We start from the raw sequence: 24,130 nt of genomic DNA, 5'->3' as shown, positions 1-24,130 counted from the left end.
AGGAATGACGGGATGGATTATCCGAACAGTGTGCCCAGCGCCGGTCTGGTGAATGGGAAGTTTGTCGATGAAAACCCTATGACCGGCACGCCCGGATCGCTGATTCCGGCAGATTGGGGCAACGGTGTTACGCAGGAAATCATCAACGTGATCAATGCCGGGGGGCTGACGCCGGACGAGAAGAAATACGATCAGTTGCTGCAGGCGATTCAGAGCGTTTCGGCCAAGGGCTGGAATCTGGATTCGGCGTTGCCGATCAGCTCTTTGCCGACCGCGACGGTGGCGACGCCGGACGGTCGCCTGGCGATCACTCCGGCAGCGGTTTCCACGGGTGGCGGGCGGGTATCGATACCGGCCGGTGTGCTGATCAGCCTTGGTCAGGAGGTGGTGGCCGGGCAGTTGGGGCGTGCGCGTACGTTCACCACCCAGGTCTGGAGCAGCCCCGATCTGCTGCCAAGTTCCGGTTACTTTTTGCGGGCGCAAGTCATCGGTGGCGTGCTGACTTTTTACATGCAGCGCGGCACGGTCTATGACGCGACCCCGGAAGGATTGAAGGGCACGGTCAATGGTGCGGCGGGTGGCGGCTTCCAGTCGACGCCACTGGACCTTTGCCTGGCGTGGGTCGTCACGGCGGGGCCGGGTTCGATACCCACTGTCAGAGCCATCTACAACCGCAGCCGGTTGTCGTGGACGCAAACGGTCAATGGCAATGGTGTGGTTTATCTGCCGCTTGATCCGCATGCCCGTGCGGCGCGGCTGGTGGTGGGTAACCCGACGCCGCATCCGACCGGGATTACCAGCGTGAACTTTGCACCGACCGGATGGTTGGGGGGTAACTACTGCTACCTGAACCCGACGGTCGGTACGTCCAACAACTGGGATGGCTGGGCAACGCCGGGTGGCGCGGCGCTGATTTTTTCCAGCAACGTGGTCAGCGATACAACGGTGTCGACATTGACCGCCAGCTTCGATCACAACGAATTGCGCTCGCTGTGGCAGGCCTATCAGGCCGAACACACCTGGGGCGCAGGCACTGCCGCCAGTGACGAATTGCTGTTCAGCATGGGGCTCAAAAGTGTCGGTCCGGCCGATTATGCCAATGGCATCGCGGTCAACTTCGCTGCGGCGGTGAACGTGAATTTTTCCTGGGAGTTGATCCGATGATCATCATTCAAGAGCTGCATCAGTTCGAGGAAGGCTTGCGTCCGGCCCAGCCGTCCAGTGCCCATGATTGGGATGGAGAAAAATGGCAGCTGAATGCCTCCAGAGTCGCTGAACTGGAACTGCAGGAAGCCGAGCAGCTGTGTTCCAAAGTCGACGCGGCGGCTGACAGTGCACGCGCCGCTTTGGCCGGCGACCCGCTCAAAGCCATGGAGTATGCGCAGGCCGCTGCCGACGCGCAGGCTTATCAGGACGCCGGTTACCCGAAAAAGGAAGTGCCGTTGTCAGTCGCAGCGTGGGTGGTCAAAGGTCGTACGGCCAAACAGGCTGCCGAGCAGATCCTGAGCAAGGCCGATCAGCTCACCGACCATCTGCTGACCCTGCGCACCTTGCGCCTGAAGGCCAAGTACCAGATACGCGCGCACGCCGCCAAAGGCAATCTCGATCTGGCGCGCAGTGCCGGGGACGAAGCGTTGGCGGCGATTCGCGAAGTGCTCGGCAGCCAAAACCTCTAGATCGCGAATCTTTGCTCCGCATCACCCAGGCCCACTTCAATGTGGGCTTTTTATTTTCAGAAAACATACCGCTATCGGGCTCTCAGTAGTGAGCCTGACGACGCGGTTCATTTGTTATTTCAGAGGAACGAAAGACCTATGGATTATCCAAAAAGCGTCCCCAGCGTCGGTCTGGTCGATGGCCGCTTCGTCGATGAAAACCCGGTGGCGGGTACGCCGGGCTCGTTGATTCCGGCGGTGTGGGGCAACAGCGTGACCGAAGAGCTGCTGTCCGTGATCAAGGCCGCCGGAATAACCCCGGCTGAAGGGACCAACACTCAGTTGCTCTCAGCCTTGCAAAAACTCCTGAGCCTGGCCAGTCCGATGTCATCGCGGGTCACTGAAGTGTCGACTTCAAAGGTGCTGGCGCCGGAGGAAGCCGGGCTGGTGCTGATCAGCGCCAGTGCAGCGGATACCACGATCAATCTGCCGGCGGTCAGTACGTTGTCCGGCATTCGCGACTTCATCGTTCGCCGCGTCGATAACAGTAGCAAGCGGCTGGTCGTGCAGGCTTCGGGCAATGACCGGATCAGGTTTCACACGCACTTGTCGGCCAACGGTTATCCGTTCCTGGCGCTGATAGGGGCAGGGGACTGGTGGCACCTGCGCAGCGACGGCACAGGCAACTGGTGGCCGGTCGGTCGGTTCGATGCAACGCCTTTGGGCAGGATCGTCTTTGAAACCTCGACGGCCTCGAATCCCGGTGGCTATGGCGCGCTGGATGGCAGAGAAATGTTGCGCGCCGAATGGCCCTGGCTCTGGGACCACGCTGTTCAGTCCGGCATGTTGCGCACAGAGGCTGCTCGCGCTGGCGGCTGGAGCAGCGGTGACGGGATCAAGACATTCCGAGGCCCGGAGGTCCGTGGCGAATTTATCCGGGTGCTCGATGAGCAACGCAACATCGACACCGGGCGGGTCGCCGGTTCCTGGCAGACCGGCACCAACATCACCGGGGATAACGGCAGTGCCCCAGCGGTTCAGGGGATTGGCGATCTGGCGACGGTCGGCGTCGACCCGACCTCGTTTGCCGGTCTTGCCTATTGGTCGAGTGCGGCGTTTGCCGACAATCTGGTCAGTGGCTACTGGGGCATGACGCGTCCGCGAAACGTTGCCTATCCCGCCCGCATGAAACTCATCTGATGCCGGTTTCCCGGTCGCCTTCACCATCAAAAGGAAGCGAACAATGCCTTATTACTATGTAGATGAAATGACCCGGGAAATTGCGGGGCCGTTCGAGCCTATGGTCATTCCCGGGATAGGCGCTCAAATACCGAGCAACGCAATCGAACTCCCTGAACAGTCGCTGCCCGTCGAGGCCGGTCATGCGTGGGTGTGGCGCGATGGACAGGCGGTACAGCTGCTCGATATGCGTGGCCTGGTGTATCGCAAAGACAACGGCTTGCCTTTCCATTGGAACGAGTTCGGCACGCTGCCTGATGACCTGACCGTCAAGCCTCGCCCCAACTACTGCTTCTGGAAGGATGATGATTGGGTGCTGGATGTCGAAGCCGAACGTGCGGGCCAGGCTGCCGAGGCGGATGTCGCGCGCGATAATCAGCTGCGCACCGTGGTGATTCGTGTCGCGCCGCTGCAATACGCTTACGAGCTGGGCGAGGCGACCAGTGAACAACTGAGCGCATTGCAAGCCTGGAAGCGTTACGCATTGAACCTTGCGCGGATCGACCTGCAACCGGGCTACCCAGCGATCATCGAATGGCCGGCTGCGCCTGCCCAAAGCGTTGTTACGCCAGCGCTATAACTCGCAATTTCACTGAAACGTTGCAGACGGCGTCGTGCTGTCGGCGTTCGGCTGTCTGTAAAAACTGTAGAAGGTTATGACGTGGATTATCCAAAAAGTATTCCCGGCGTCGGCCTGGTCAACGGCGGTTTCGTCGATGAAAACCCGCTCGCCGGTTCCCCGGGATCGTTGATCCCCGCCGCGTGGGGCAACAGCGTCACGCAGGAAATTCTCAACGCGATCAAGGCTGCCGGGCTGACGCCTGATGAGGCCAGGACGGATCAGTTGGCAACGGCCATCGGTGCGCTGGTCGACTTCAGCAAACTGAAAAACACCCCGACTACCTTGGCCGGCTACGGCATCACCGATGCGGTGGGCCGGTTGCTGGCGGTGCGGCAGATCGAGACGGTCGGGATCACGGTTTACAAGCCTAATCCCAGGGCCAAACGGATTCGCGTGCGGCTGGTGGGGGCGGGTGGTTCCGGTGGTGGCTGTGGGCCGGTGGCGGCAGGTAATCAAATCCTTGGCGGCGGTGGCGGTTCAGGTGCTTACGCAGAAAGCCTGTATGACGTCACTGCACCAATGCTCGCCGGCGTGCCGGTTTCGCTGGGCGCCGGTGGTGCCGTCAGCAACACCACGGGCCTGGCGGGTGGTGGTGCTTCGTTTGGCGCCTACATGAGCGTTTCGGGAGGCGGTGGCGGGCAGAAACTGGCGATCGTGGTCACCGGTACTTCGTCCGGTTTTATCCAGGGTGGCGTAGGCGGAGCGATTACCGGCGGCAATTTGTGCAGCGCCCGCGGTATCACGGGTGGGTTCGGGATGAGCAACGCCAATTGGGGATTGCTCTCAGGTTGCGGGGCTCCGAGCCCCTTCGACGGCGGGGCATCCTTTACCGGATCCAACACGGCCGGCAACGCCGGCATCCGTGGCTCGGGTGGCAGCGGCTCATGCTCGGTCAACGCTTCGGCGTCAGTCGTCAGCGGTGCTGGCGGTGATGCTTTCTGTGAAATCTGGGAGTACGAGTAATGGCCCGTTATGCACGAGTGGAAAACGGTGTCGCGGTCGAGGTGATCGACACCGGCGACTACGCGATCACCCAACTGTTTGCTCCCGCTTTTGTCGAGACGATGGTGCAGGTGCCGGGCGACATGCAGATCGAAATCGGCGCGCCCATCGGTGAACTGCGCCAAGAGATTGCGCCGTTGCCGGCAATGGAAAGTCCGGCCGTTACCCCTGAAACCGTTGTCGCGGAACAAGAGCCTCTGGCGGCTGCGCGCACTTGGCGCCAGACCAGCCTGGCGGCCACCGAATGGTGGGTGACACGGCATCGCGATGAGCAGGAACTGGGACGCGGGACGACGCTCAAGGCTGCGCAGTATCTGGAACTGCTGGAGTACCGCCAGGCGCTGCGCGACTGGCCTGAATCAAGTCATTTTCCTTCGACAGTTTCCCGACCCTCGACCCCGTCATGGCTCGCTTTCAGAGCAGGAGAAAAGTAATGGATTATCCCAATAGTGTTCCCAGCGCTGGTCTGGTGAACGGAAAGTTTGTTGATGAAGACCCGATCAAAGGCTCGCCGGGCTCTTTGATCCCTGCCAGTTGGGGTAACGGTGTTACCCAGGAAATTCTTGAGGTGGTGCGGGCCGGAGGGCTGACGCCAAGTGAGGCGTCGAATACTCAATTGCTCGGCGCTCTGCGCAGCAACCAATTGTTCCAGACGGCTGCACCATTCGATGCCAGCCGGTCGGCGGCAACGTCTGAGTTTGTCCAGCGCGCACTGGGCAATTATGCCGGGGCGCGTGGTGTGTCTGCCGCGACGCAACTGACGGCAGCGGATGTGGGCTGGGTGATTGGTTTGGGGGGGAACTCGGCGTACACCGTAACCTTGCCGGATATCACCAAGGTCCCTAACGGCGCAACGATCGGCTTTCACTGTCGCAGTAATGCTGTGATCACCGTCGCTTGCATGAGTGGCACACAAATCAGCCCGCAAGGCGCCTATTTGACCTCGATTGTGATGAACAGCGGCGAGAGTGCCAACATTGTCAAAGAGAACGGCATCTGGACGGTTCATGGCACGGCCAGCCTGAAATATGCCGCGCTGTTTTCCGGACTGGTGAGCAACCCCGGATATCAGAAACACGCCAGCGGCAATATCGATCAGTGGGGCTCGGGAATATCGAATGCCGAGGGCAATGTGTACGTGACATTTCCGATCCCGTTTCCAAGGGGCTATTTCTCGCTGGTGGCAACCCATTCGGGAGGCGATGCGGCGATGGTTGCTGTGATCGCATACAACCAGCAGGGCTGCACGCTGAGAATTCGCAATGCTGCCGCTCAAGTGAACGCAGGTTGGTCTGTGAACTATTTTGCAAAGGGGTATTGAATGAACCCGTTCAATGTTTTGTTCAGCGCCAGCACCCGGAGCGCGTATGTGCCGGGTATCAACTCGACGGATATTCCCGACGACGTTATTGAAATTCCTCAGGGCTATTGGATCTCGCTGCTGCAGCAATTGGCGGTCACTCCAAAAATGATTGGCGTGAGTGCCGATAACGGCTACCCGATTCTGGTCGATCCACCGCCACCCTCGCCGGCTGAGGCCGCTGATGCCGAGCGCTTCTGGCGCACGGCGCAACTGGCAGCCACTGATGGTCTGGTGGCCCGTGACCGCGATGAGCTGGAGGACGGCGGCGGTACCACGCTGACTACCGAGCAATACGCGCAATTGCAAACCTATCGCCGTGAGTTGCGTGACTGGCCGCAAGGCTCCTTCTTTCCGCTCAGCGAGCATCGGCCGGTAGCGCCGCAGTGGTTGGCTGCTGCGCTCTAAGCTTTCAAGGATGTTGAAATGGATTACCCAAAAAGTGTTCCCAGCGTCGGGCTGGTGAATGGCAAGTTCGTCAATGAAGATGTTGTTGCTGGGTTGCCGGGATCGTTGATCCCGGCAACTTGGGGCAACAGCGTTACCGATGAGCTGTTGAATGTCGTCAGGTCCGCTGGTTTCGAACCGAGTGAAGACGATACAACTCAACTTCTACGAGCCGTTAAAAAACTCAGTCAGGCAGGTGAAGATAAACATGCCGCAGATATCGGCGCAGCCAATCTTTACATGGCCAACTATGTGCCTGCCATCTCAACGCTAAAGGATGGATTGGTATTGCGCTTTACTGCCGGTAACGCCAATAACGGAGCCAGTACCTTTGCACCGAACGGGTTGTTGCCCAAGCCGCTTTTGAGTCTGGGACTGAGTGCGTTGCGGCCTGCCGAGATTGTTGGTGGCAGCGTGTGTTCGGTGGTGTACAGCGCCGCACTGGACAGTTGGGTGCTGGTGTATGCGAGCGGCGGCAATGCTGCGAGTGGCCGGCTGCTTGAGGTGAAAACATTTACCGCATCTGGAACCTATGTGCCAACGGTCGGGATGAAAAATGTGCTGGTCAAGGTGGTGGGCGGTGGTGGTGGCAGCGCAGGCGTTGGCGCAACCAGCGGCACTCAATATGGCGTTTGTGGTGGCGGCTCTTCCGGGAGTTATGCGCAGGCATGGCTGGATGCGAAGACGCTTGGCAGCAGCCAAATTGTCACCGTCGGTGCCGCAGGGGCGGCAGGCGCTCCAGCGAGCGCTGGAGGAACCGGTGGAACGAGCTCGTTTGGCGCCGTCGTGACGGCTCCGGGAGGCGGGGGATCGCGGTGGATCGAGCTGGTTGCACCGAACGGTAATGGCCTTTACGCAGGCGGTTCACCAGGTGTTGTCGCTTCTGGAGGAAATATCGTCAATTTTGCTGGTACTTCCGGTTCCCCCGGGATCTCGATAGCCGGGCCTACGCTCGCCGGACATGGCGCCAGTTCGCCTTTGGGGGCGGGGGGAACAGGGAACAGCTTTGGTGGCCCTGCCAGCATCGGATCCGGATACGGTTCTGGTGGCGGCGGAGTCGCCAATGCTCCAAACCAACCCGGACGGTCAGGCTCAGCCGGTGCACCCGGTGCAGTGATCGTCTACGAGTACGCCTGATGAAAACCTACGCACGCATCGTCAATAACACGGTGGTCGAGTTGTTCTCCACCGAAGGCAATATGGCCGAGATGTTTCACCCGGACCTGCTCTGGGTCGATATCACCGACATTACCCCGACACCGCAAATCGATTGGACAGCCAACTTCGGCACCCTCGGCTGGGTATTCGTATCAACTGAGGAAAAGGTCCCTGACAGCACCCTGACAACTCTGGCAAAAAAATGGCTGGGGGGCGTTGTCCGCCAACCATGATTCAATCGCAACATCCAGGGAGGATTACGCATTATGCAAATAACTGAAGACAACCTTAAAACCATCATGCCCAACGCCCGCAGCCAAGCGGGCGTTTTTGTTTCTGCGCTCAACAGCGCCATGGCCAGCCATCGCATCGACACCCCCAAACGTGTCGCTGCGTTTCTCGCGCAAATCGGCCACGAGTCGGGCCAGTTGCAATACGTGCGCGAGTTGGGCAACAACCAATACCTGAGCAAATACGACACCGGCACGCTGGCGCTTCGATTGGGCAACACGCCCGAGGCGGACGGCGACGGCCAGAAGTACCGTGGTCGCGGGCTGATCCAGATCACCGGTCGCAGCAACTATCGTCAATGCAGCCTCGGCCTGTTCGGCGATGAACGTTTGCTGTCCCTGCCCGAATTACTTGAGCAGCCGCAATGGGCGGCGGAGTCCGCCGCATGGTTCTGGGAGCTGAACGGCTTGAACGAACTGGCTGATCGCGACCAGTTCAACAGCATCACCCGCCGAATCAACGGCGGGTTGAATGGCCTGCAGGATCGCCTCGACATCTGGGCGCGGGCGAGGGCGGTGCTATGTCCATCTCCTGGCGCGTAATCGGCGTTCTGTCGTTGGCTCTGATCGCGGCCGCGTTGGCCTGGCACGCTCAGGACTGGCGCTATGGTCGCCAACTGGCCGAGCAGGCGCGACGGCATGCCGACACCCTCAATCAACTGACCTCGGCCGCTGCCACCGCGCAGCAGGTCGAGCAGGACAAGCGTCTGGCCCTCGAGCAACGCCTCGCCGCCAGTGAACAAACCCACTATCGAGCCATGAGCGATGCCCAACGTGATCAGGATCGCCTGCGCGATCGTCTTGCCACTGCTGATCTGCGCCTGTCAGTCCTCATCGACGCAGGCGACGCTGCCCAAGGCTGCGGGGTGCCAGCCACCACCGGCCCCGGCGGCGTGGATCATGCAACCGTACGCGCCCGACTTGACCCGGCGCATGCTCAACGAATTATCGCCATCACCGACACCGGCGACCGTGGACTGATCGCCCTGCAGGCGTGTCAGGCCTATGTCCGAGCGCTGGCGCCCGAACATTTTGAATGAGTCTGTGTATTGAAAGCGCAACCGGGTCGTGTACGGTGAAGGTCTTCCACCCGATCCGGAGCACACCGTGAAAGAGATCACCCAACTGGCCGCCGACCTTGGCCGACGTCTGCAATTGCTCAATGCCCACGTCACCACCGCCGAATCCTGCACCGGTGGCGGGATTGCTGAAGCGATCACGCGGATTCCGGGGAGTTCGGCCTGGTTCGAAGCCGGTTACGTGACCTACTCCAACCGCCAGAAAACCCAGCAACTGAATGTCCCCGCCGAACTGTTCGGCACAGTGGGGGCGGTCAGTCGCGAGGTGGTCGAGTCGATGGTGCGTGGCGCGCAGAAGAACAGCCTGGCGCGGTTTGCCGTGGCGGTCAGCGGCGTGGCCGGGCCTGACGGCGGTACACCGAACAAACCGGTGGGCACCGTGTGGCTGGCCTGGGGTGTGGGCGATGTGGTTTCCAGCGAGGTCCAGCACTTCCCCGGCGGTCGCGACGAAGTCCGCCGACAAACGGTGAAGGCCGCGCTAGAGGGGCTGTTGCGACTAGCGGCACGAGAAATCGAAAATCAGGGGTAGGCGATCCGCGAACGCTGTGGAATAATACTGGCTACTTATACAGGTGTTGGCCGTCAGGCCTTATTGATTACGTGAGGACTTTAATGGACGACAACAAGAAGAAAGCCTTGGCTGCGGCCCTGGGTCAGATCGAACGTCAATTCGGCAAGGGTGCCGTAATGCGTATGGGCGATCAGGACCGTCAGGCGATCCCGGCCATTTCCACTGGCTCTCTGGGTCTGGACATCGCACTCGGCATTGGCGGTCTGCCAAAAGGTCGTATCGTTGAAATCTACGGTCCTGAATCTTCCGGTAAAACCACACTGACGCTGTCCGTGATCGCTCAGGCTCAGAAAGCCGGCGCGACCTGCGCATTCGTCGACGCCGAACACGCCCTCGACCCTGAGTACGCCGGCAAACTGGGTGTCAACGTCGACGACCTGCTGGTTTCCCAGCCGGACACCGGCGAACAGGCACTGGAAATCACCGACATGCTGGTGCGCTCCAACGCCGTAGACGTGATCATCGTCGACTCCGTGGCCGCCCTGGTACCGAAGGCTGAAATCGAAGGCGAAATGGGTGACATGCACGTGGGCCTGCAAGCCCGTCTGATGTCCCAGGCGCTGCGTAAAATCACCGGTAACATCAAGAATGCCAACTGCCTGGTGATCTTCATCAACCAGATCCGCATGAAGATCGGCGTGATGTTCGGTAGCCCGGAAACCACCACCGGTGGTAACGCGCTGAAGTTCTACGCTTCGGTCCGTCTCGACATCCGCCGTACCGGCGCGGTGAAGGAAGGCGACGAAGTGGTTGGCAGTGAAACCCGCGTCAAGGTCGTGAAGAACAAGGTGGCTTCGCCGTTCCGTCAGGCCGAGTTCCAGATCCTTTACGGCAAAGGCATCTACCTCAATGGCGAGATGATCGACCTGGGCGTGCTGCACGGTTTCGTCGAGAAATCCGGCGCCTGGTATGCCTATGAAGGCACCAAGATCGGTCAGGGCAAGGCCAACTCGGCCAAGTTCCTGGCAGACAATCCGGAAGTCGCTGCCAAGCTTGAGAAGCAGCTGCGTGACAAACTGCTGTCGCCATCAGTGATCGCCGACTCCAAGGCTTCTGCGGTCAAAGAGACCGAAGATGACCTGGCTGACGCTGATATCTGATAACAGCGATGACCAACGCCGTACTCGATACCCTCGTCGCGGTGCGGCGAACCGCCATGGACCTGCTCGCTCGACGCGAGCATGGTCGAGTCGAACTGACGCGCAAACTGCGTCAGCGCGGCGCTGAGGCGCAGATGATCGAAACAGCCCTCGACCGTTTGACGGAAGAAGGGCTGCTTTCCGAAGCCCGTTACCTTGAAAGCTTTGTCTCCTACCGTGCCCGTTCCGGCTACGGCCCTTTGCGGATTCGTGAAGAGCTCGGCCAGCGCGGTCTGCAGCGCGCCGACATTGAACTCGCCCTGCGCGAAAGCGGTATCGATTGGCAGGGACAGCTTCGGGATACGTGGCAGCGAAAATTCTCCGGGCAGTTGCCCATTGATGCCAAGGAGCGGGCCAGGCAAGGCCGATTCCTCGCGTATCGGGGCTTCTCGATGGAGATGATCAACCGCTTGTTCAGCGGCAAAGAGATGGACGATTAAGACGCTTCAACAAAAACGGCCCGCTATGAAAATAGCGGGCCGTTTTTTTTTGCCTTCAAATGACCTTCGAGGGCTCACGTGCACGTTGTGCCGTCTGTGGTTTGGTGTGTGCCCAGTTTTCCGGGAGGTTGATGTAATCCACCAGCTCCCTGAGTCGGCCATGATCCCGGGCATTGAACGCGAAGGCCAACCGCACCAGATGGCTGTACTGCGCTTCGTCGTGCTCCTCGCCACTGTAGGCGTGCTGATGGAACTGGTCGCTGAGGCATAGATCGGCGAAAGCCTCCTGCATATGCTCCAGTGCCTGGTCGCTGAGCTTGTGATGCATGCGGATCACGAACTGACGCTTGAGCCAACGACTGGAGTGGAAGTTGCTGTAGAACTGATTGATCTGTTCCACCGCCTCATCGACGCTGTAGACCAGCCGCATCAGCTTCAGGTCGGTGGGCAGGATGTAGCGATTGTCTTCGAGTTGCTGGCGAATGAAGTCCAGTGCGCCTTGCCAGAACGTTCCGCCGGGCGTGTCCAGCAACACCACCGGCACCAAAGGGCTTTTTCCGGTCTGGATCAGTGTCAGCACCTCCAGCGCCTCGTCCAGGGTTCCGAACCCGCCAGGGCAGAGCACGAGTGCATCGGCCTCCTTGACGAAGAACAGTTTGCGGGTGAAGAAGAAATGGAACGGCAGCAGGTTGCCGGTGCCGTCCACGGTCGGGTTGGCATGTTGCTCGAAGGGCAGGGTGATATTGAACCCGAGGCTGTGATCGCGACCGGCGCCTTCGTGTGCGGCGGCCATGATCCCGCCACCGGCTCCGGTGATGACCATCATGTCCGAGCGTGTCAGGGCTGCGCCGAGTTCCCGGGCCATTGCATACAGCGGATGTTCGACCGGCGTGCGCGCCGAGCCGAACACGGTGACTTTGCGTCGTCCCTTGAATTGTTCCAGCACCCGGAACGCCTGCTCCAGTTCGCGCAGGGCCTGCAGGGTGATCTTGGCGTTCCAGCGGTTGTGATCTTCCTGGGCCATGCGCAGCACGGTCAGGATCATGTCGCGATAAATCGGCAGGTTCGGGCTGTTGGGGGAAACCTGGTTGAGTTGTTCTTCGACCTTGCTGATGAGGTCGGGGCCGCTTTCCTGAAAATGACGGCTGAGCAGGTCATTCGGTTGGTAAGGCATTCAACGTCTCCTTCTGCACAGAGCTTGTGGCCCTGACGTGCGGCGTCAGTGCCGCGCTGCAAATAACTCACTCGGCAGCTCCTTTTTCTGCCGTGAACAGGTGATCGGGAATACTTTTAATCTAGACCCTCGCGGGCCATTGCGCTGAGTTGATCATTACGCCGCGAAGTCTTTTCTGGCAACCGTTGCTTGTCGATTGGCAAAGGAAGCTCACCGCTCGTCCGAACGTACGCCGTAGAGCAATCGCTCTGATTTACTAACTTACAGGCACCGTACGACAGCTTTAAGTCAGCAACCGTACGCAAGGTGCGCGCTTTTCAAGGATTCGTGGGTGGCAAGGAGGCGGGATAGATGGCCAGAGTGGTTCTGGAGATCGATACGCAGCTGTATCGGATGCTTAAAGCGTCAGCCGAGACCAATCAAGTGAGTCTCGAAGAGGAGTGCTGCCGTCGGCTGGCAGGGGGAGAGCGACGCTCTCGCTACTTGCAGGCCCTGGTGGCCGAATTGCGCGCCGAAGATGAACAGCGGCGCGCCAACACCGGATGATTACTTCTTCTTCGCCGGAGCCGCTTTCGGGCAATCGGAATCCTGATAGCTGGCCGAGCCGATGGCCTTGTTGGTTTTGTATTCACTGAAGTCGTAACGCATGATCGCGCCCTTGGCCATCAGCTTGCGGTACGACGGGTTACTGCACACCGAAGCACCCAGCTGGAAATACACGGCCTTTGGATCAGCGCGCATCTTTTCGGCGTGGCTTGCCTGCACGCTCAGGTGGTTGATCAGGGTAACGCCCTCAACGGTGTAGCCCTGATCGAGAATGTCTTCGTTGATCGCCCGTGGTGTGCCGACGCTGCTTTGTTCGGCGATGTTGCGCAGTTCTTTGTTCAGATTCTGCTCTTTCAGGGACGCCGCTTGAGCGCTGAAGGACAAAGCCAGTGCGATGGCCGCGGTAGGAACGATAAGGCGCAGCATGAAACTCTCCTGATTCAGTGACTGGTGGTTCGACCAGCCCCGTGGCTGTGCGTTCAGTGGCGCCGGATTATAGGGGAGCCGGTCGGGAGGGTACAGGTTTGCGCTCGCTGCTCTGTTAAACTGCCGGCCTTTATTGCCTTGCCGAGTGCTGTGCGTGTCGAGTTTCCCTGCTGTGGGGCGTTGCCCGTGACCCATCATGCCCCCAACGCCGTAGCCCGCTTGCGCGACCAGCGCGAGGACGAGGGTATCAAGCCGATTCAGGCCCGTGGTTTTCGCTCCGAGCGTTGCCGCGACTGCCGGGTGATCATCAGCCATTGCCTGTGCGCCTGGCGACCGACGGTCGAAACCCGTTCGGGCGTGTGCCTGATCATGACCGGCAAGGAAGTGTTCAAACCAAGCAACACCGGCTGGCTGATTGCCGATGTGGTGGGCGACAACCACGCGTTCATCTGGTCGCGCACCGAACCTGATCCGCAGATGCTGGCGCTGCTCAACGACCCGCAATGGCAGCCATACCTGGTGTTTCCCGGTGAATACGTCGAGCCGTCGCGGGTGACCAACACGGTCGCTGCCGATAGCAGCAAGCGTCCGTTGTTCATCCTGCTGGATGCGACCTGGACCGAGGCGCGCAAAATCTTCCGCAAGAGTCCGTATTTCGACCGCTTGCCGATTCTCAGCCTGATGCCTGACAAACTCTCGCGCTATCGCCTGCGCCGTTCTACCCGCAGCGAGCACCTGTGCACCGCCGAAGTCGCAGCGTTGTGCCTGGAGCTGGCGGGGGACAGCGATGCCGCTTCGGCACTGGACGCTTATTTCGATGTGTTCAGCCAGCATTATCTGGGCGCCAAACAACAGCTGGACCTCAATGAGTCGACCCCGGCCCACGCCGAGTTGTTGCCTTATATACGAAAGCCGCAAGCGGTGTTGGCCCCATAGTGGCCCATACTGCACACCGCAGCGGCCGTGCTGCTTGACCACCCCGGCTTCGCTGGGCATGCTTGGCGCCGATTAGGGCGCGGCCAAGGTTTGAAACGCCGTGTTTGCAAGTGATTGGCGTTGAACGTGCCCCTGTGGATACCGCTGTGTGGCGGTATCTTGAGTTGCTTTGGTGAGGCCTGAATGCGTCGGGTCTGCCATTAAAAACAGGATCATTTGAAAAATGGCCACATACGACATCCTGATTGCCGATGATCACCCTCTATTTCGTAGCGCACTGCATCAAGCGGTGACGCTGGGCCTTGGCCCGGATGTACGACTGGTGGAGGTGGCGAGCATCGCCGAACTGGAAGCGCGCCTGACCGAAAAGGCTGACTGGGATCTGGTTCTGCTGGACTTGAACATGCCAGGCGCTTTCGGGTTTTCCGGGTTGGTCATGCTGCGCGGGCAGTACCCGCAGATCCCGGTGGTGATGGTCTCGGCCCAGGAAGAAGCCTCGGTCATGGTCAAGTCCCGGGAGTTCGGCGCCAGTGGCTTCATTCCCAAGTCCAGTGACCTGAGCGTGATTCAGGACGCGGTGCGCAAAGTGCTCGATGGCGATGTGTTCTGGCCACCTCAGGCGTTTGAAGCTGTCAGTGTCTCCGACGAGGCCAAAGCCGCCAGTGATGGCCTGGCCAGCCTTACTCCGCAACAGTTCCGCGTATTGACCATGGTCTGTGAGGGCTTGCTGAACAAGCAGATTGCCTATGAGCTGAGCGTGTCCGAGGCGACCATCAAGGCCCACGTCACGGCGATCTTTCGAAAGCTGAATGTGCGTACCCGGACACAAGCGGCATTACTTCTGCAACAACTTGAGTCAATTCCGAGCCAATAATGGCTGGTGTCTTCACGCTTTTTTGACTTTTGTTGATCTAGCTTTCCCACTCCTTTTTGGTTGGTTTTTACTTTATGTCACCTTTCAAGGGCCAGACCGGCCTGAAACGCATCCTCAACGCTTCCGGTTACTCGCTGGACGGCCTGCGCGCAGCCTTTACCGGCGAAGCCGCGTTCCGCCAACTGGTGCTGCTTAATGTGGTGCTGATACCGCTGACGTTTTTCCTCAATGTCAGTCGCGTCGAACGAGCCGTGCTCATTGCAGTCTGCCTGTTGGCGCTGATCGTCGAGTTGCTGAACTCGGCAGTAGAAGCCGCGATCGACCGCATCTCCCTGGAACTGCACCCACTGTCCAAGAACGCCAAGGACATGGGCAGCGCCGCGCAATTCGTGGCCCTGAGCATGATCGCCCTGGTGTGGGCGGTGATTCTGCTTTAAGCGATACTCGGCAACACGATCTCGTCGCTGCGCTGTACCCCGGCGGTGAAAGCGCGGCACAGATCGAGGAATTCACGCATGGCCGAGGTCTGGTATTTCTGCTTGTGCCAGATGAAGTAGAACTGCCGGGACAGATCCAGGTCCGGCGTTTCCACCGCCACCAGGCTGCCACGCCGAAACGCATCGCGCAGTGCCAGCCGCGAAATGCAGCCAATCCCCAGCCCCGACTCCACCGCGCGCTTGATCGCTTCGGTGTGTTCCAGTTCCAGACGGATATTCAGCGCACTGCGATGGTGCCGCATGGCCTGATCGAAGGTCAGCCGCGTGCCAGAGCCTTGCTCACGCAGAATCCATGCTTCGTGGGTCAACTCTTCCATGGTCGCACTGCCGCGTTTGGCCAGCGGATGTTGGGGCGCACAGAACACCACCAGCTCATCCTCGACCCAGCTCTGAACTTCGATGTCCGGATGGCTGCAATCGCCTTCGATCAGACCCAGATCAATTTCGTAGTGGGCGACCTGGTGCACGATATTGGCCGTGTTCTGTACGTGCAGTTTCACCTGGCTTTCCGGGTGGCGCTGCATGAAACCGCCGATCAACAGGGTCGCCAGGTAATTGCCGATGGTCAGGGTGGCGCCCACCGACAGTGAGCCGAAACCGGATTTGCCGTTGAGCAGGTCTTCGATTTCCTTGGACTGATCGAGCAGGGCCACCGCTTGCGGCAACAGCTGCTTGCCGAGGGCATTGAGGCTCAGGCGCTTGCCGGCGCGATCGAACAGCTGGCAGCTGGACTGGCGCTCCAGTTCGGTGATTGAGGTGCTGGCCGCCGATTGCGAGAGGTTGAGCAGACCCGCAGCACGGGATACGCTTTCCTGCTGGGCGACGGCGACGAAGACTTGCAGTTGACGAAGAGTAAATCGCATATCGATATAACCGATAACCCTTATCTTAATAATCCAGTTAACAGATATTGTCGTCGCTATTAGAATGCGATGCAATTGCGCACTCTCGGCCGTCAAGGCGAGCGCAGACCCAATATCCAGGAGTCCCACGTACATGAGCAACATGAACCACGAGCGTGTCCTCAGTGTTCACCACTGGAACGACACTCTGTTCAGCTTCAAGTGCACCCGCGATCCGGGCCTGCGCTTCGAGAACGGTCAGTTCGTGATGATCGGCCTGCAGCAGCCCAATGGCCGCCCGCTTATGCGCGCTTACTCGATTGCCAGCCCGAACTGGGAAGAGCATCTCGAGTTCTTCAGCATCAAGGTGCAGGACGGTCCGCTGACCTCGCAGCTGCAGCACCTGAAGGAAGGCGACGAGATCATCATCTCGAAGAAACCTACCGGCACCCTGGTGCTGGACGACCTGAACCCGGGCAAGCATCTGTACCTGCTGAGCACCGGCACCGGTCTGGCGCCGTTCATGAGCGTGATCCAGGACCCGGAAACCTACGAGCGCTTTGAAAAAGTGATCCTGGTCCACGGTGTGCGTTACGTCAACGAAGTCGCCTACCGCGAATTCATCACCGAGCACCTGCCGCAGAACGAGTTCTTCGGCGAAGCGCTGCGTGACAAGCTGATCTACTACCCGACCGTGACCCGTGAGCCGTTCGAGAACCAGGGCCGTCTGACCGACCTGATGCGCAGCGGCAAGCTGTTCAGCGACATCGGTCTGCCACCGATCAACCCGCAGGACGACCGCGCGATGATCTGCGGCAGCCCGAGCATGCTCGACGAGACCAGCGAAGTGCTCGACAGCTTCGGCCTGAAGATCTCGGCGCGTATGCGCGAACCGGGTGATTACCTGATCGAGCGTGCGTTCGTCGAGAAGTAAAACGAAATACCTGTGGGAGCGAGCCTGCTCGCGACGGCATTGTGTCATTCAATGCACATGTGAATGACAGACCGCTTTCGTGAGCAGGCCCGCTCCCACATTGATTTGTATTGCATTAAAAAGCCCGCGTTGCCTGAGAAGGCAACGCGGGCTTTTTCGTTTGCGGGTTTACGCCGTGGCGGCAATCACTTCCAGCACGCGAATCTGCTCGGGCGTCGGGTAATGCCAGCGTACATCCAGGTCCCAGAACTGCGCGCCGTATTCACGCTCCGGTGCCGGCGTCTGATACGCCGGGCGCGGATCCTGTGCCAGGCACTGCTCGATCAACTCGACCAAAGGCTCGCCAAGGCGCTGTGCATGTCTGTGCGCCTGTTGCAGCGCGACGTCCGTCCACTGCACGTCAATCAGCTGTGGCGCGGCACTGGCGATGCTGTTGGCGGCGTCAGGGATGATGTCGGCGTAAGGGACATAGGGTTTGATGTCGAGAATCGGCGTGCCGTCGAGCAAGTCGATACCCGAGATGAACAGCCGGTTGGCTTCGACCTTGTCCAGTTTTACCACCGACTGCCCGATGCCATTGGGGCGGTGAGTGGCGCGGGTGGCGAACACGCCCATCGACTTGTTGCCGCCCAGGCGCGGTGGCCGCACTTTCAGCCGTGGTTTATCTTCCAGCGCCTGATGAAACAGGAACAGCAGCCAGACATGGCTGACCTGCTCCAGACCTTGCACGGCGTCACCCTGATCGAACGGCGCCACCAGTTCCAGCACGCCACGGGCGGCGGGGGCCAGTTGTGGCTGGCGCGGGATGGCGAACTTCTCCTTGAAGCAGGAGCGCACGAAGCCGATGGGGGAGACGCTGTAAGTCATGATCTGGAATCGAGGCGGGAGCGGGGTGGGGATAATAACCCGGAGGGCTTGAAGTGCGGTGTTGGCTGTTAGTCGGCCTTCGCGAGCAGGCTCGCTCCCTCAGAGGGTTGGTGATGTACACAAAGCCCTTGTGGGAGCGAGCCCGCTCGCGAAAGTCGCAGCGCTGGTCTGAAGCCGGAACCGTGATCAGCCGCGAACGCGCAGGGTCAGGCCCTTGAGGAAGTTGCGCAGCAACTGGTCGCCGCACGGGCGATAGTTGGTGTGGCCGACCTTGCGGAACAGCGCGCTCAGCTCAGGCTTGGACACCGGGAACTCGGCAGCCTTGAGGATGGCGTGCATGTCGTCTTCTTTCAGTTCGAAGGCCACGCGCAGCTTTTTCAGGATGATGTTATTGGTCACCGGGACTTCGATCGGTTGTGGCGGACGGCTTTCGTCCTTGCCGCGCTTGAAGACCACCAGGCCGTCGAGGAAGTGCGCGATCACTTCGTCCGGGCAGCGTACGAAGCCTTCTTCGTCTTCTTCTTTCTTGTCGAGCCAGATCACCACGTCAGCGAGCGCTACGTCCATGCCGCCGAGTTTGATGATCTCGACAACTTTCTTGTCGCTGATGTCGAGCATGTAGCGCACGCTGCGCAGTACGTCGTTATGAACCATGTGGGCAATCCTGATATTTCGTTGTGGGCAGCGCGCAGGGCGCGATGCCGGAATGTGTGGCGGCAGCGCAAGTCTTAGAACTTCTCTTTGCCGGACAGGTAGCGCCATTGGCCAACCGGGACTTTGCCGATCGACACGCCGCCGATGCGGATGCGGCGAATACCGATCACCTTCAAGCCGACCGCTTCGCAAAACTGCGCGATGATTCCCGGTTGCGGGTTTTTCATGGCGAAGCGCAGGCGGTTTTCGTTCTGCCAACTGGCCTTGACCGGCGGCAGCTCCTTGCCCTTGTGGGTGAGGCCGTGTTGCAGGCGATTAAGGCCGTGGGCAACCATGTCACCTTCGACCTCGACCACGTATTCCTGCTCGATCTTGGCGGCGTCGGCGGTGAGCTTGCGCAGGATTTTCCAGTCCTGGGTGAACACCAGCAGGCCGCTGGCCTTGGCCTGCAGGTCGGCACTGGCGGTCAGGCGCAGGAAGTGCCCGCGCAACGGACGTTTGCCGTAGCGGTGTTCTTCGCTGAGGGTCTCGGCGCTGAGCGATTGCATGGCGCTGTCGACGTCCATGCCGGCCGGCGCGTTGAGCAGGATGGTCACCGGCTCTGGCGCGGTGGCCTTGGCGTCCTTGTCGAGCTCGACTTTCTGGTCGCCGACCTTGAACTGCGGTTCGTCGATCACTTCGCCGTCCACGGTGACCCAGCCGCCCTCGATGAACAGCTCGGCCTCCCGGCGGGAGCAACCGACCAGTTCGATGAGGCGTTTGGAGAGGCGAATCGGGTCAGTCATGACAGGGCCGTAACAAAAAAGGGGTGGGCATTGTACCTGCCTGGCGCCGGTTAAGCCCGGTTCCATTTTGGCGTATGGCTTTTTGTAGGCCTTCTGTGGTGTGTCAGCCGTGTTGTGAGCGTTGTTGGTTTTGGCGCAAACGCATGTGCAGCAGCGGATATGGCTGGCCCATGCCGTCGACTTCCGAGCGGCCGATCACTTCGAAGCCCTGCTTGAAGTAGAAGCCCAAGGCTTGTGGGTTCTGCTCGTTGACGTCGAGTTCATCGGCGTTCAAATGCTGCATGGCGTAATTCAGCAGTTTTTTACCCAAACCCTGGCCACGATGCTCGGGGTCAATGAACAGCATTTCAATCTTGCCCGCCGCCACACCGGCGAATCCGGTGATGCGCTGCTGAGCGTCCCTGGTGCAGATCAACATCACTGCATCCAGATAACGCGTGAGCACCAGATTGCGCAGCAGCTCGATGTAGCTGTCCGGCAGAAAATCATGGGTGGCGCGAACCGAGGCCTCCCAGACCCGGGTCAGTTCCTGATAATCGCTGAGTTTCGGTGTGTGGATGACCGAATGGTGACGCATGCCCGTCTGCCTCTTGTGCGTTTCAAGGGAGTCCGTCCCCCGCTAAACGATAGCCGTAAAAAAGCCCCGCATCTCATAAAAAGAGCGGGGCTTTTGAATTCAGCGTTGTCTCTTTGTGGGAGCGGGCTTGCTCGCGAAAGCGTCATATCAGTCGACAACTTTAGTGACTGATCCGCCGCATTCGCGAGCAAGCCCGCTCCCACAGGTACTGCGTGATGCTCAGATCTGTTCAGCCCACAGGTCGTATTCGTCAGCGTCAGTCACCTTGCACCAGACCTTGTCACCCGGCTTGAGGTTGCTGCCGTTGTCGATGAACACGTTGCCGTCGATTTCCGGGGCATCGAAGAAGCAGCGGCCGACCGCGCCCTGTTCGTCGACTTCGTCCACCAGCACTTCGATCTCGCGGCCGATGCGCATCTGCAGGCGGGCCGAGCTGATGGCCTGCTGGTGCGCCATGAAGCGCTCCCAACGATCCTGCTTGACGTCGTCCGGTACCACTTCCAGGTCCAGATCATTGGCTGGCGCACCTTCAACCGGCGAGTACTGGAAGCAGCCGACGCGGTCGAGCTGGGCTTCGGTCAGCCAGTTCAGCAGGTACTGGAAGTCTTCTTCGGTTTCGCCCGGGAAGCCGACGATGAAGGTCGAACGGATGATCAGGTCCGGGCAGATTTCGCGCCAGTTCTTGATCCGTGCCAGGGTCTTGTCTTCGAACGCCGGGCGCTTCATCGACTTCAGCACTTTCGGGCTGGCGTGCTGGAACGGGATGTCCAGGTACGGCAGGATCTTGCCGGCGGCCATCAGCGGGATCAGTTCGTCAACGTGCGGGTACGGGTAAACGTAGTGCAGGCGGACCCAGACACCAAGGGTGCTCAGCGCTTCGCAGAGCTCGGTCATGCGGGTTTTCACCGGTGCGCCGTTCCAGAAGCCGGTGCGGTATTTGACGTCGACGCCGTAGGCGCTGGTGTCCTGGGAAATCACCAACAGTTCCTTCACGCCGGATTTGACCAGGCGCTGGGCTTCGTCGAGCACATCACCGACCGGACGGCTGACCAGTTTGCCGCGCATCGACGGGATGATGCAGAAGGAGCAGCTGTGGTTGCAGCCTTCGGAAATCTTCAGGTAAGCGTAGTGGCGTGGAGTCAGCTTGATGCCTTGCGGCGGCACCAGGTCGATCAGCGGGTTGTGATCCTGGCGTGGCGGCACGACTTCGTGCACGGCGTTGACCACTTGCTCGTATTGCTGCGGACCGGTCACGGCCAGCACGCTCGGGTGCACGTCGCGGATGTTGCCTTCTTCCACGCCCATGCAACCGGTGACGATGACCTTGCCGTTTTCCTTGATCGCTTCGCCGATCACTTCCAGCGACTCAGCCTTGGCCGAATCGATGAAACCGCAGGTGTTGACGACTACAACGTCGGCGTCCTGATAGGTGGACACCACGTCATAGCCTTCCATGCGCAGCTGGGTCAGGATGCGCTCGGAGTCGACCAGTGCTTTCGGGCAACCCAGAGATACGAAGCCAACCTTTGGATTGGCCGGCGCAGGAGTGGTGGACATGTCTAACCTCGGTATTTTGTGACATCGCTTTCTTGGTGCGAAAGCCGACGGATGGGCGCTTAGGGCGCGCCTCTGATCAAAAAGTGCGCAATTCTAGCGGCGAGCAACGCACTTGACCAGCTTTATGCAGGGAAATACGACGAGTGCTGCGCTATGCTTCGCGCCGTTGAGCTTTACCAATTTTTTACAGTCAACAAAACGTCTGTAACAACAGGTAAAACAGCGCATGCTGCACCACAAAGCATAGTGCTTCATTCAAAGAAGCCGGTTCTGAGAAGTAGGAGTGTTGGATGGGTCAGGCAAGTAGTCAGGCGGCGGGCGCCGAGCATTCGGCTGCAAAACCGCTGAGCATGCTGGTCGCGGCAGTCGGGGTGGTTTACGGCGACATCGGCACGAGCCCGTTGTACACCCTCAAAGAAGTTTTCGCCGGTCATTATGGGGTGCCGGTCAACCACGACGGAGTCTTCGGGATTCTCGCGTTGATTTTCTGGTCGCTGATCTGGGTGGTCACGATCAAGTACGTGTTGTTCGTACTGCGCGCCGACAACCAGGGTGAAGGCGGGATCATGGCGCTGACCGCCTTGGCGCGCCGCGCATCGAGCCGTTACCCGAAGTTGCAGGCGGTGCTGGTGATTCTGGGGCTGATCGGTGCTGCGCTGTTTTACGGCGACAGTATGATCACCCCGGCCATTTCCGTGTTGTCGGCGGTTGAAGGTCTGGAGCTGGCCTTCGATGGCCTGGAGCGCTGGGTAGTGCCGTTGGCGCTGGTGGTGCTGGTCGCGTTGTTCCTGATCCAGAAGCACGGTACCGATCGTATCGGCAAGCTGTTTGGCCCGGTGATGGTGGCGTGGTTCCTGGTGCTGGGTGGTCTGGGCGTCAGCGGGATCGTCAGACACCCTGAAGTATTGAACGCGCTGAACCCGATCTGGGGCGTGCGTTTCTTCATGGTGCATCCGGGCATGGGCGTAGCGATTCTCGGCGCCGTGGTGCTGGCATTGACCGGCGCCGAAGCACTGTACGCCGACATGGGCCACTTCGGTCGCAAGCCGATTGCCCGCGCCTGGCTGGCGCTGGTCCTGCCGGCGCTGGTGCTGAACTACTTCGGTCAGGGCGCGTTGCTGCTGGAAAACCCGGAAGCAGCGCGTAACCCGTTCTACCTGCTGGCGCCGAACTGGGCGCTGGTGCCGTTGGTGGTACTGGCCACCCTGGCCACGGTGATCGCTTCGCAAGCGGTGATTTCCGGTGCGTTCTCGCTGACCCGCCAAGCCATTCAACTTGGCTACATCCCGCGCATGCACATTCAGCACACGTCCAGTGCCGAACAGGGGCAGATCTACATCGGTGCAGTGAACTGGGCGCTGATGGTCGGCGTGATCCTGCTGGTGATCGGCTTCGAGTCCTCTGGTGCACTGGCGTCTGCCTACGGCGTGGCTGTGACGGGCACCATGCTGATCACCAGTATTCTGGTGGCAGCGGTGATTCTATTGCTGTGGAAATGGCCGCCACTGCTGGCCGTGCCGATTCTGCTTGGCTTCCTGCTGGTCGATGGCATGTTCTTCGCCGCCAACGTGCCGAAAATCATCCAGGGCGGTGCGTTCCCGGTACTCGCGGGGATCGTGCTGTTCATCCTGATGACCACCTGGAAGCGCGGCAAAGAGCTGCTGGTTGATCGTCTCGACGAAGGCGCGCTACCGCTGCCGATCTTCATCAGCAGCATCCGCGTGCAACCGCCGCACCGGGTGCAGGGCACTGCGGTGTTCCTCACCGCGCGCTCCGACGCCGTGCCGCACGCGCTGTTGCACAACTTGCTGCACAACCAGGTGCTGCACGAGCAGGTGGTGCTGCTGACGGTGGTCTACGAGGACATCCCGCGTGTACCGCCAGCACGGCGCTTTGAAGTGGACTCCTACGGCGAAGGTTTCTTCCGGGTGATCCTGCACTTCGGCTTCACCGACGAGCCGGACGTGCCGCAGGCGCTGAAACTGTGCCATCTGGATGACCTGGACTTCAGCCCGATGCGCACCACTTACTTCCTCAGCCGCGAAACGGTCATTGCCTCGAAACTCGAAGGCATGGCCCGCTGGCGTGAGGCGCTGTTTGCGTTCATGTTGAAGAACGCCAATGGCAACCTGAGGTTCTTCAATCTGCCGTTGAACCGGGTGATCGAGTTGGGGACGCAGGTGGAGATGTAAGCCTCGCCACAACTGAAAAGCCCCCGTCAGCCTTGTGGCTGGCGGGGGCTTTTTTGTGCCTGCACACTTTGCTTGAATCCTGCATCCATCCCTTGTGGGAGCGGGCTTGCTCGCGAAGGCGGTGTATCAATCGCCATCAATGTTGCCTGGCACACCGTATTCGCGAGCAAGCCCGCTCCCACAGGGGATGTGTGGTGCTGCCGAGAATGGGCTGATGCTCTGAATGTAAAAAGCCCCCGCGACCGTGAGGCTGCGGGGGCTTTTTAT

General features: G+C 59.9%; 29 protein-coding genes. 21 read left to right on the top strand and 8 right to left on the bottom strand.

Features of this window, described 5'->3' with window-relative positions:
* The first annotated feature begins 12 nt into the window (after positions 1-12).
* The 15 genes from U862_RS0113195 (at position 13) to recX (ending at position 11,002) form a co-directional block, all read left to right on the top strand.
* A complete protein-coding gene (locus U862_RS0113195; protein ID WP_025110834.1) occupies positions 13-1,164 on the top strand; it encodes a hypothetical protein in 1,152 nt (383 codons plus the stop codon).
* Entirely contained in the window at positions 1,161-1,676 is a 516-nt protein-coding gene (locus U862_RS0113190) for a hypothetical protein (RefSeq protein ID WP_025110833.1), read from the top strand. The genes U862_RS0113195 and U862_RS0113190 overlap by 4 nt, the downstream gene beginning before the upstream one ends.
* Before the next feature lie 138 nt (positions 1,677-1,814).
* Positions 1,815-2,855: a hypothetical protein gene (locus U862_RS0113185; protein ID WP_025110832.1), complete on the top strand. Its 1,041-nt coding sequence runs from the start codon at positions 1,815-1,817 to the stop codon at positions 2,853-2,855.
* Positions 2,856-2,898: 43 nt separating this feature from the next.
* The gene (locus U862_RS0113180) at positions 2,899-3,474 is read left to right on the top strand and encodes a tail fiber assembly protein (protein ID WP_025110831.1); all 576 of its coding nucleotides are present in this window, start codon (positions 2,899-2,901) and stop codon (positions 3,472-3,474) included.
* Positions 3,475-3,555: 81 nt separating this feature from the next.
* Positions 3,556-4,479, top strand: coding sequence for a hypothetical protein (locus U862_RS0113175; RefSeq protein ID WP_025110830.1), 924 nt, complete (start codon positions 3,556-3,558; stop codon positions 4,477-4,479).
* On the top strand, positions 4,479-4,952 hold the full coding sequence (locus U862_RS0113170) for a phage tail assembly chaperone (protein ID WP_025110829.1): 474 nt from the start codon (positions 4,479-4,481) through the stop codon (positions 4,950-4,952). The genes U862_RS0113175 and U862_RS0113170 overlap by 1 nt, the downstream gene beginning before the upstream one ends.
* Complete coding sequence (locus U862_RS0113165) at positions 4,952-5,839, top strand: hypothetical protein (protein WP_025110828.1); 888 nt, start codon at positions 4,952-4,954, stop codon at positions 5,837-5,839. The genes U862_RS0113170 and U862_RS0113165 overlap by 1 nt, the downstream gene beginning before the upstream one ends.
* Complete coding sequence (locus U862_RS0113160; protein ID WP_025110827.1) at positions 5,840-6,286, top strand: phage tail assembly chaperone; 447 nt, start codon at positions 5,840-5,842, stop codon at positions 6,284-6,286. It begins immediately after the preceding gene.
* Between the two features lie 18 nt (positions 6,287-6,304).
* On the top strand, positions 6,305-7,462 hold the full coding sequence (locus U862_RS0113155; protein WP_025110826.1) for a hypothetical protein: 1,158 nt from the start codon (positions 6,305-6,307) through the stop codon (positions 7,460-7,462).
* Positions 7,462-7,716 (top strand): hypothetical protein, encoded by a 255-nt coding sequence (locus U862_RS0113150; protein WP_025110825.1) that lies wholly within the window; start codon positions 7,462-7,464, stop codon positions 7,714-7,716. The genes U862_RS0113155 and U862_RS0113150 overlap by 1 nt, the downstream gene beginning before the upstream one ends.
* A 33-nt stretch (positions 7,717-7,749) precedes the next feature.
* Positions 7,750-8,316, top strand: a complete 567-nt coding sequence (locus U862_RS0113145; RefSeq protein ID WP_025110824.1) for a glycoside hydrolase family 19 protein — start codon at positions 7,750-7,752, stop codon at positions 8,314-8,316.
* Positions 8,295-8,813 (top strand): lysis system i-spanin subunit Rz, encoded by a 519-nt coding sequence (locus tag U862_RS0113140; protein ID WP_025110823.1) that lies wholly within the window; start codon positions 8,295-8,297, stop codon positions 8,811-8,813. The genes U862_RS0113145 and U862_RS0113140 overlap by 22 nt, the downstream gene beginning before the upstream one ends.
* A 67-nt stretch (positions 8,814-8,880) precedes the next feature.
* A complete protein-coding gene (locus U862_RS0113135; protein ID WP_025110822.1) occupies positions 8,881-9,381 on the top strand; it encodes a CinA family protein in 501 nt (166 codons plus the stop codon).
* Positions 9,382-9,464: 83 nt separating this feature from the next.
* A complete protein-coding gene (gene recA / locus U862_RS0113130) occupies positions 9,465-10,523 on the top strand; it encodes a recombinase RecA (RefSeq protein WP_025110821.1) in 1,059 nt (352 codons plus the stop codon).
* 8 nt (positions 10,524-10,531) lie between these two features.
* Positions 10,532-11,002, top strand: a complete 471-nt coding sequence (recX, locus tag U862_RS0113125) for a recombination regulator RecX (protein ID WP_025110820.1) — start codon at positions 10,532-10,534, stop codon at positions 11,000-11,002.
* Positions 11,003-11,057: 55 nt separating this feature from the next.
* On the opposite strand, the gene U862_RS0113120 is transcribed toward recX, so the two are convergent.
* Entirely contained in the window at positions 11,058-12,176 is a 1,119-nt protein-coding gene (locus U862_RS0113120; RefSeq protein WP_025110819.1) for a TIGR00730 family Rossman fold protein, read from the bottom strand.
* A 351-nt stretch (positions 12,177-12,527) separates the two neighbouring features.
* Here U862_RS0113120 and U862_RS0113115 point away from each other — a divergent pair, with 351 nt between their 5' ends.
* Positions 12,528-12,722 carry a hypothetical protein gene (locus U862_RS0113115; RefSeq protein WP_007964369.1) on the top strand — a complete coding sequence of 65 codons (195 nt, stop codon included), beginning with the start codon at positions 12,528-12,530 and terminating at the stop codon, positions 12,720-12,722.
* Here U862_RS0113115 and U862_RS0113110 read toward each other — a convergent pair whose 3' ends face one another.
* Positions 12,723-13,148 carry a PA3611 family quorum-sensing-regulated virulence factor gene (locus U862_RS0113110; RefSeq protein ID WP_025110818.1) on the bottom strand — a complete coding sequence of 142 codons (426 nt, stop codon included), beginning with the start codon at positions 13,146-13,148 and terminating at the stop codon, positions 12,723-12,725. It lies immediately after the preceding gene.
* Positions 13,149-13,334: 186 nt separating this feature from the next.
* Between U862_RS0113110 and U862_RS0113105 the strand changes: the two genes are divergently transcribed.
* The 3 genes from U862_RS0113105 to U862_RS0113095 all read left to right on the top strand — a co-directional run bounded on the left by U862_RS0113105 (position 13,335) and on the right by U862_RS0113095 (position 15,395).
* Entirely contained in the window at positions 13,335-14,084 is a 750-nt protein-coding gene (locus tag U862_RS0113105) for a tRNA-uridine aminocarboxypropyltransferase (RefSeq protein WP_025110817.1), read from the top strand.
* Between the two features lie 223 nt (positions 14,085-14,307).
* Positions 14,308-14,958 (top strand): response regulator transcription factor ErdR, encoded by a 651-nt coding sequence (gene erdR, locus U862_RS0113100; RefSeq protein ID WP_025110816.1) that lies wholly within the window; start codon positions 14,308-14,310, stop codon positions 14,956-14,958.
* Between the two features lie 74 nt (positions 14,959-15,032).
* Positions 15,033-15,395 (top strand): diacylglycerol kinase, encoded by a 363-nt coding sequence (locus U862_RS0113095; protein ID WP_025110815.1) that lies wholly within the window; start codon positions 15,033-15,035, stop codon positions 15,393-15,395.
* Here the strand turns inward: U862_RS0113095 and U862_RS0113090 are convergent.
* Complete coding sequence (locus U862_RS0113090) at positions 15,392-16,318, bottom strand: LysR family transcriptional regulator (protein ID WP_025110814.1); 927 nt, start codon at positions 16,316-16,318, stop codon at positions 15,392-15,394. The two genes, U862_RS0113095 and U862_RS0113090, sit on opposite strands and share 4 nt — an antisense overlap.
* Positions 16,319-16,451: 133 nt before the next feature.
* Here U862_RS0113090 and fpr point away from each other — a divergent pair, with 133 nt between their 5' ends.
* Complete coding sequence (fpr, locus tag U862_RS0113085; RefSeq protein WP_007908723.1) at positions 16,452-17,231, top strand: ferredoxin-NADP reductase; 780 nt, start codon at positions 16,452-16,454, stop codon at positions 17,229-17,231.
* A 168-nt stretch (positions 17,232-17,399) separates the two neighbouring features.
* Here fpr and tsaA read toward each other — a convergent pair whose 3' ends face one another.
* The 5 genes from tsaA to rimO form a co-directional block, all read right to left on the bottom strand.
* Entirely contained in the window at positions 17,400-18,098 is a 699-nt protein-coding gene (gene tsaA / locus U862_RS0113080; RefSeq protein ID WP_025110813.1) for a tRNA (N6-threonylcarbamoyladenosine(37)-N6)-methyltransferase TrmO, read from the bottom strand.
* Positions 18,099-18,284: 186 nt separating this feature from the next.
* On the bottom strand, positions 18,285-18,752 hold the full coding sequence (locus tag U862_RS0113075) for a DUF1456 family protein (protein WP_025110812.1): 468 nt from the start codon (positions 18,750-18,752) through the stop codon (positions 18,285-18,287).
* 74 nt (positions 18,753-18,826) lie between these two features.
* Positions 18,827-19,537 carry an rRNA pseudouridine synthase gene (locus U862_RS0113070; RefSeq protein WP_025110811.1) on the bottom strand — a complete coding sequence of 237 codons (711 nt, stop codon included), beginning with the start codon at positions 19,535-19,537 and terminating at the stop codon, positions 18,827-18,829.
* Positions 19,538-19,640: 103 nt separating this feature from the next.
* The gene (locus tag U862_RS0113065) at positions 19,641-20,114 is read right to left on the bottom strand and encodes a GNAT family N-acetyltransferase (RefSeq protein ID WP_025110810.1); all 474 of its coding nucleotides are present in this window, start codon (positions 20,112-20,114) and stop codon (positions 19,641-19,643) included.
* A 219-nt stretch (positions 20,115-20,333) separates the two neighbouring features.
* Positions 20,334-21,671, bottom strand: a complete 1,338-nt coding sequence (gene rimO / locus U862_RS0113060; RefSeq protein ID WP_025110809.1) for a 30S ribosomal protein S12 methylthiotransferase RimO — start codon at positions 21,669-21,671, stop codon at positions 20,334-20,336.
* A 350-nt stretch (positions 21,672-22,021) separates the two neighbouring features.
* On the opposite strand from rimO, the gene U862_RS0113055 reads away from it, so the two are divergent.
* Complete coding sequence (locus tag U862_RS0113055; protein ID WP_371262575.1) at positions 22,022-23,863, top strand: potassium transporter Kup; 1,842 nt, start codon at positions 22,022-22,024, stop codon at positions 23,861-23,863.
* Positions 23,864-24,130: the final 267 nt, after the last annotated feature.

Source organism: Pseudomonas sp. H1h, from assembly GCF_000633255.1.
GTDB lineage: Bacteria > Pseudomonadota > Gammaproteobacteria > Pseudomonadales > Pseudomonadaceae > Aquipseudomonas.
This window is presented reverse-complemented; position numbering and strand designations above follow the sequence as displayed.

Excerpts from the sequence above, each read along its gene's own strand:
- U862_RS0113155 (WP_025110826.1), top strand. The coding sequence starts at position 6,305 with ATGGATTACCCAAAAAGTGTTCCCAGCGTCGGGCTGGTGAATGGCAAG.
- U862_RS0113090 (WP_025110814.1), bottom strand. The coding sequence starts at position 16,318 with ATGCGATTTACTCTTCGTCAACTGCAAGTCTTCGTCGCCGTCGCCCAG.
- U862_RS0113070 (WP_025110811.1), bottom strand. The coding sequence starts at position 19,537 with ATGACTGACCCGATTCGCCTCTCCAAACGCCTCATCGAACTGGTCGGT.
- recA (WP_025110821.1), top strand. The coding sequence starts at position 9,465 with ATGGACGACAACAAGAAGAAAGCCTTGGCTGCGGCCCTGGGTCAGATC.
- U862_RS0113095 (WP_025110815.1), top strand. The coding sequence starts at position 15,033 with ATGTCACCTTTCAAGGGCCAGACCGGCCTGAAACGCATCCTCAACGCT.
- fpr (WP_007908723.1), top strand. The coding sequence starts at position 16,452 with ATGAGCAACATGAACCACGAGCGTGTCCTCAGTGTTCACCACTGGAAC.
- U862_RS0113170 (WP_025110829.1), top strand. The coding sequence starts at position 4,479 with ATGGCCCGTTATGCACGAGTGGAAAACGGTGTCGCGGTCGAGGTGATC.
- U862_RS0113195 (WP_025110834.1), top strand. The coding sequence starts at position 13 with ATGGATTATCCGAACAGTGTGCCCAGCGCCGGTCTGGTGAATGGGAAG.
- U862_RS0113150 (WP_025110825.1), top strand. The coding sequence starts at position 7,462 with ATGAAAACCTACGCACGCATCGTCAATAACACGGTGGTCGAGTTGTTC.
- U862_RS0113075 (WP_025110812.1), bottom strand. The coding sequence starts at position 18,752 with ATGGTTCATAACGACGTACTGCGCAGCGTGCGCTACATGCTCGACATC.
- U862_RS0113120 (WP_025110819.1), bottom strand. The coding sequence starts at position 12,176 with ATGCCTTACCAACCGAATGACCTGCTCAGCCGTCATTTTCAGGAAAGC.
- recX (WP_025110820.1), top strand. The coding sequence starts at position 10,532 with ATGACCAACGCCGTACTCGATACCCTCGTCGCGGTGCGGCGAACCGCC.
- U862_RS0113190 (WP_025110833.1), top strand. The coding sequence starts at position 1,161 with ATGATCATCATTCAAGAGCTGCATCAGTTCGAGGAAGGCTTGCGTCCG.
- U862_RS0113055 (WP_371262575.1), top strand. The coding sequence starts at position 22,022 with ATGCTGGTCGCGGCAGTCGGGGTGGTTTACGGCGACATCGGCACGAGC.
- U862_RS0113115 (WP_007964369.1), top strand. The coding sequence starts at position 12,528 with ATGGCCAGAGTGGTTCTGGAGATCGATACGCAGCTGTATCGGATGCTT.
- U862_RS0113185 (WP_025110832.1), top strand. The coding sequence starts at position 1,815 with ATGGATTATCCAAAAAGCGTCCCCAGCGTCGGTCTGGTCGATGGCCGC.
- U862_RS0113160 (WP_025110827.1), top strand. The coding sequence starts at position 5,840 with ATGAACCCGTTCAATGTTTTGTTCAGCGCCAGCACCCGGAGCGCGTAT.
- U862_RS0113140 (WP_025110823.1), top strand. The coding sequence starts at position 8,295 with ATGTCCATCTCCTGGCGCGTAATCGGCGTTCTGTCGTTGGCTCTGATC.
- U862_RS0113165 (WP_025110828.1), top strand. The coding sequence starts at position 4,952 with ATGGATTATCCCAATAGTGTTCCCAGCGCTGGTCTGGTGAACGGAAAG.
- U862_RS0113145 (WP_025110824.1), top strand. The coding sequence starts at position 7,750 with ATGCAAATAACTGAAGACAACCTTAAAACCATCATGCCCAACGCCCGC.
- erdR (WP_025110816.1), top strand. The coding sequence starts at position 14,308 with ATGGCCACATACGACATCCTGATTGCCGATGATCACCCTCTATTTCGT.
- U862_RS0113180 (WP_025110831.1), top strand. The coding sequence starts at position 2,899 with ATGCCTTATTACTATGTAGATGAAATGACCCGGGAAATTGCGGGGCCG.
- tsaA (WP_025110813.1), bottom strand. The coding sequence starts at position 18,098 with ATGACTTACAGCGTCTCCCCCATCGGCTTCGTGCGCTCCTGCTTCAAG.
- rimO (WP_025110809.1), bottom strand. The coding sequence starts at position 21,671 with ATGTCCACCACTCCTGCGCCGGCCAATCCAAAGGTTGGCTTCGTATCT.
- U862_RS0113110 (WP_025110818.1), bottom strand. The coding sequence starts at position 13,148 with ATGCTGCGCCTTATCGTTCCTACCGCGGCCATCGCACTGGCTTTGTCC.
- U862_RS0113065 (WP_025110810.1), bottom strand. The coding sequence starts at position 20,114 with ATGCGTCACCATTCGGTCATCCACACACCGAAACTCAGCGATTATCAG.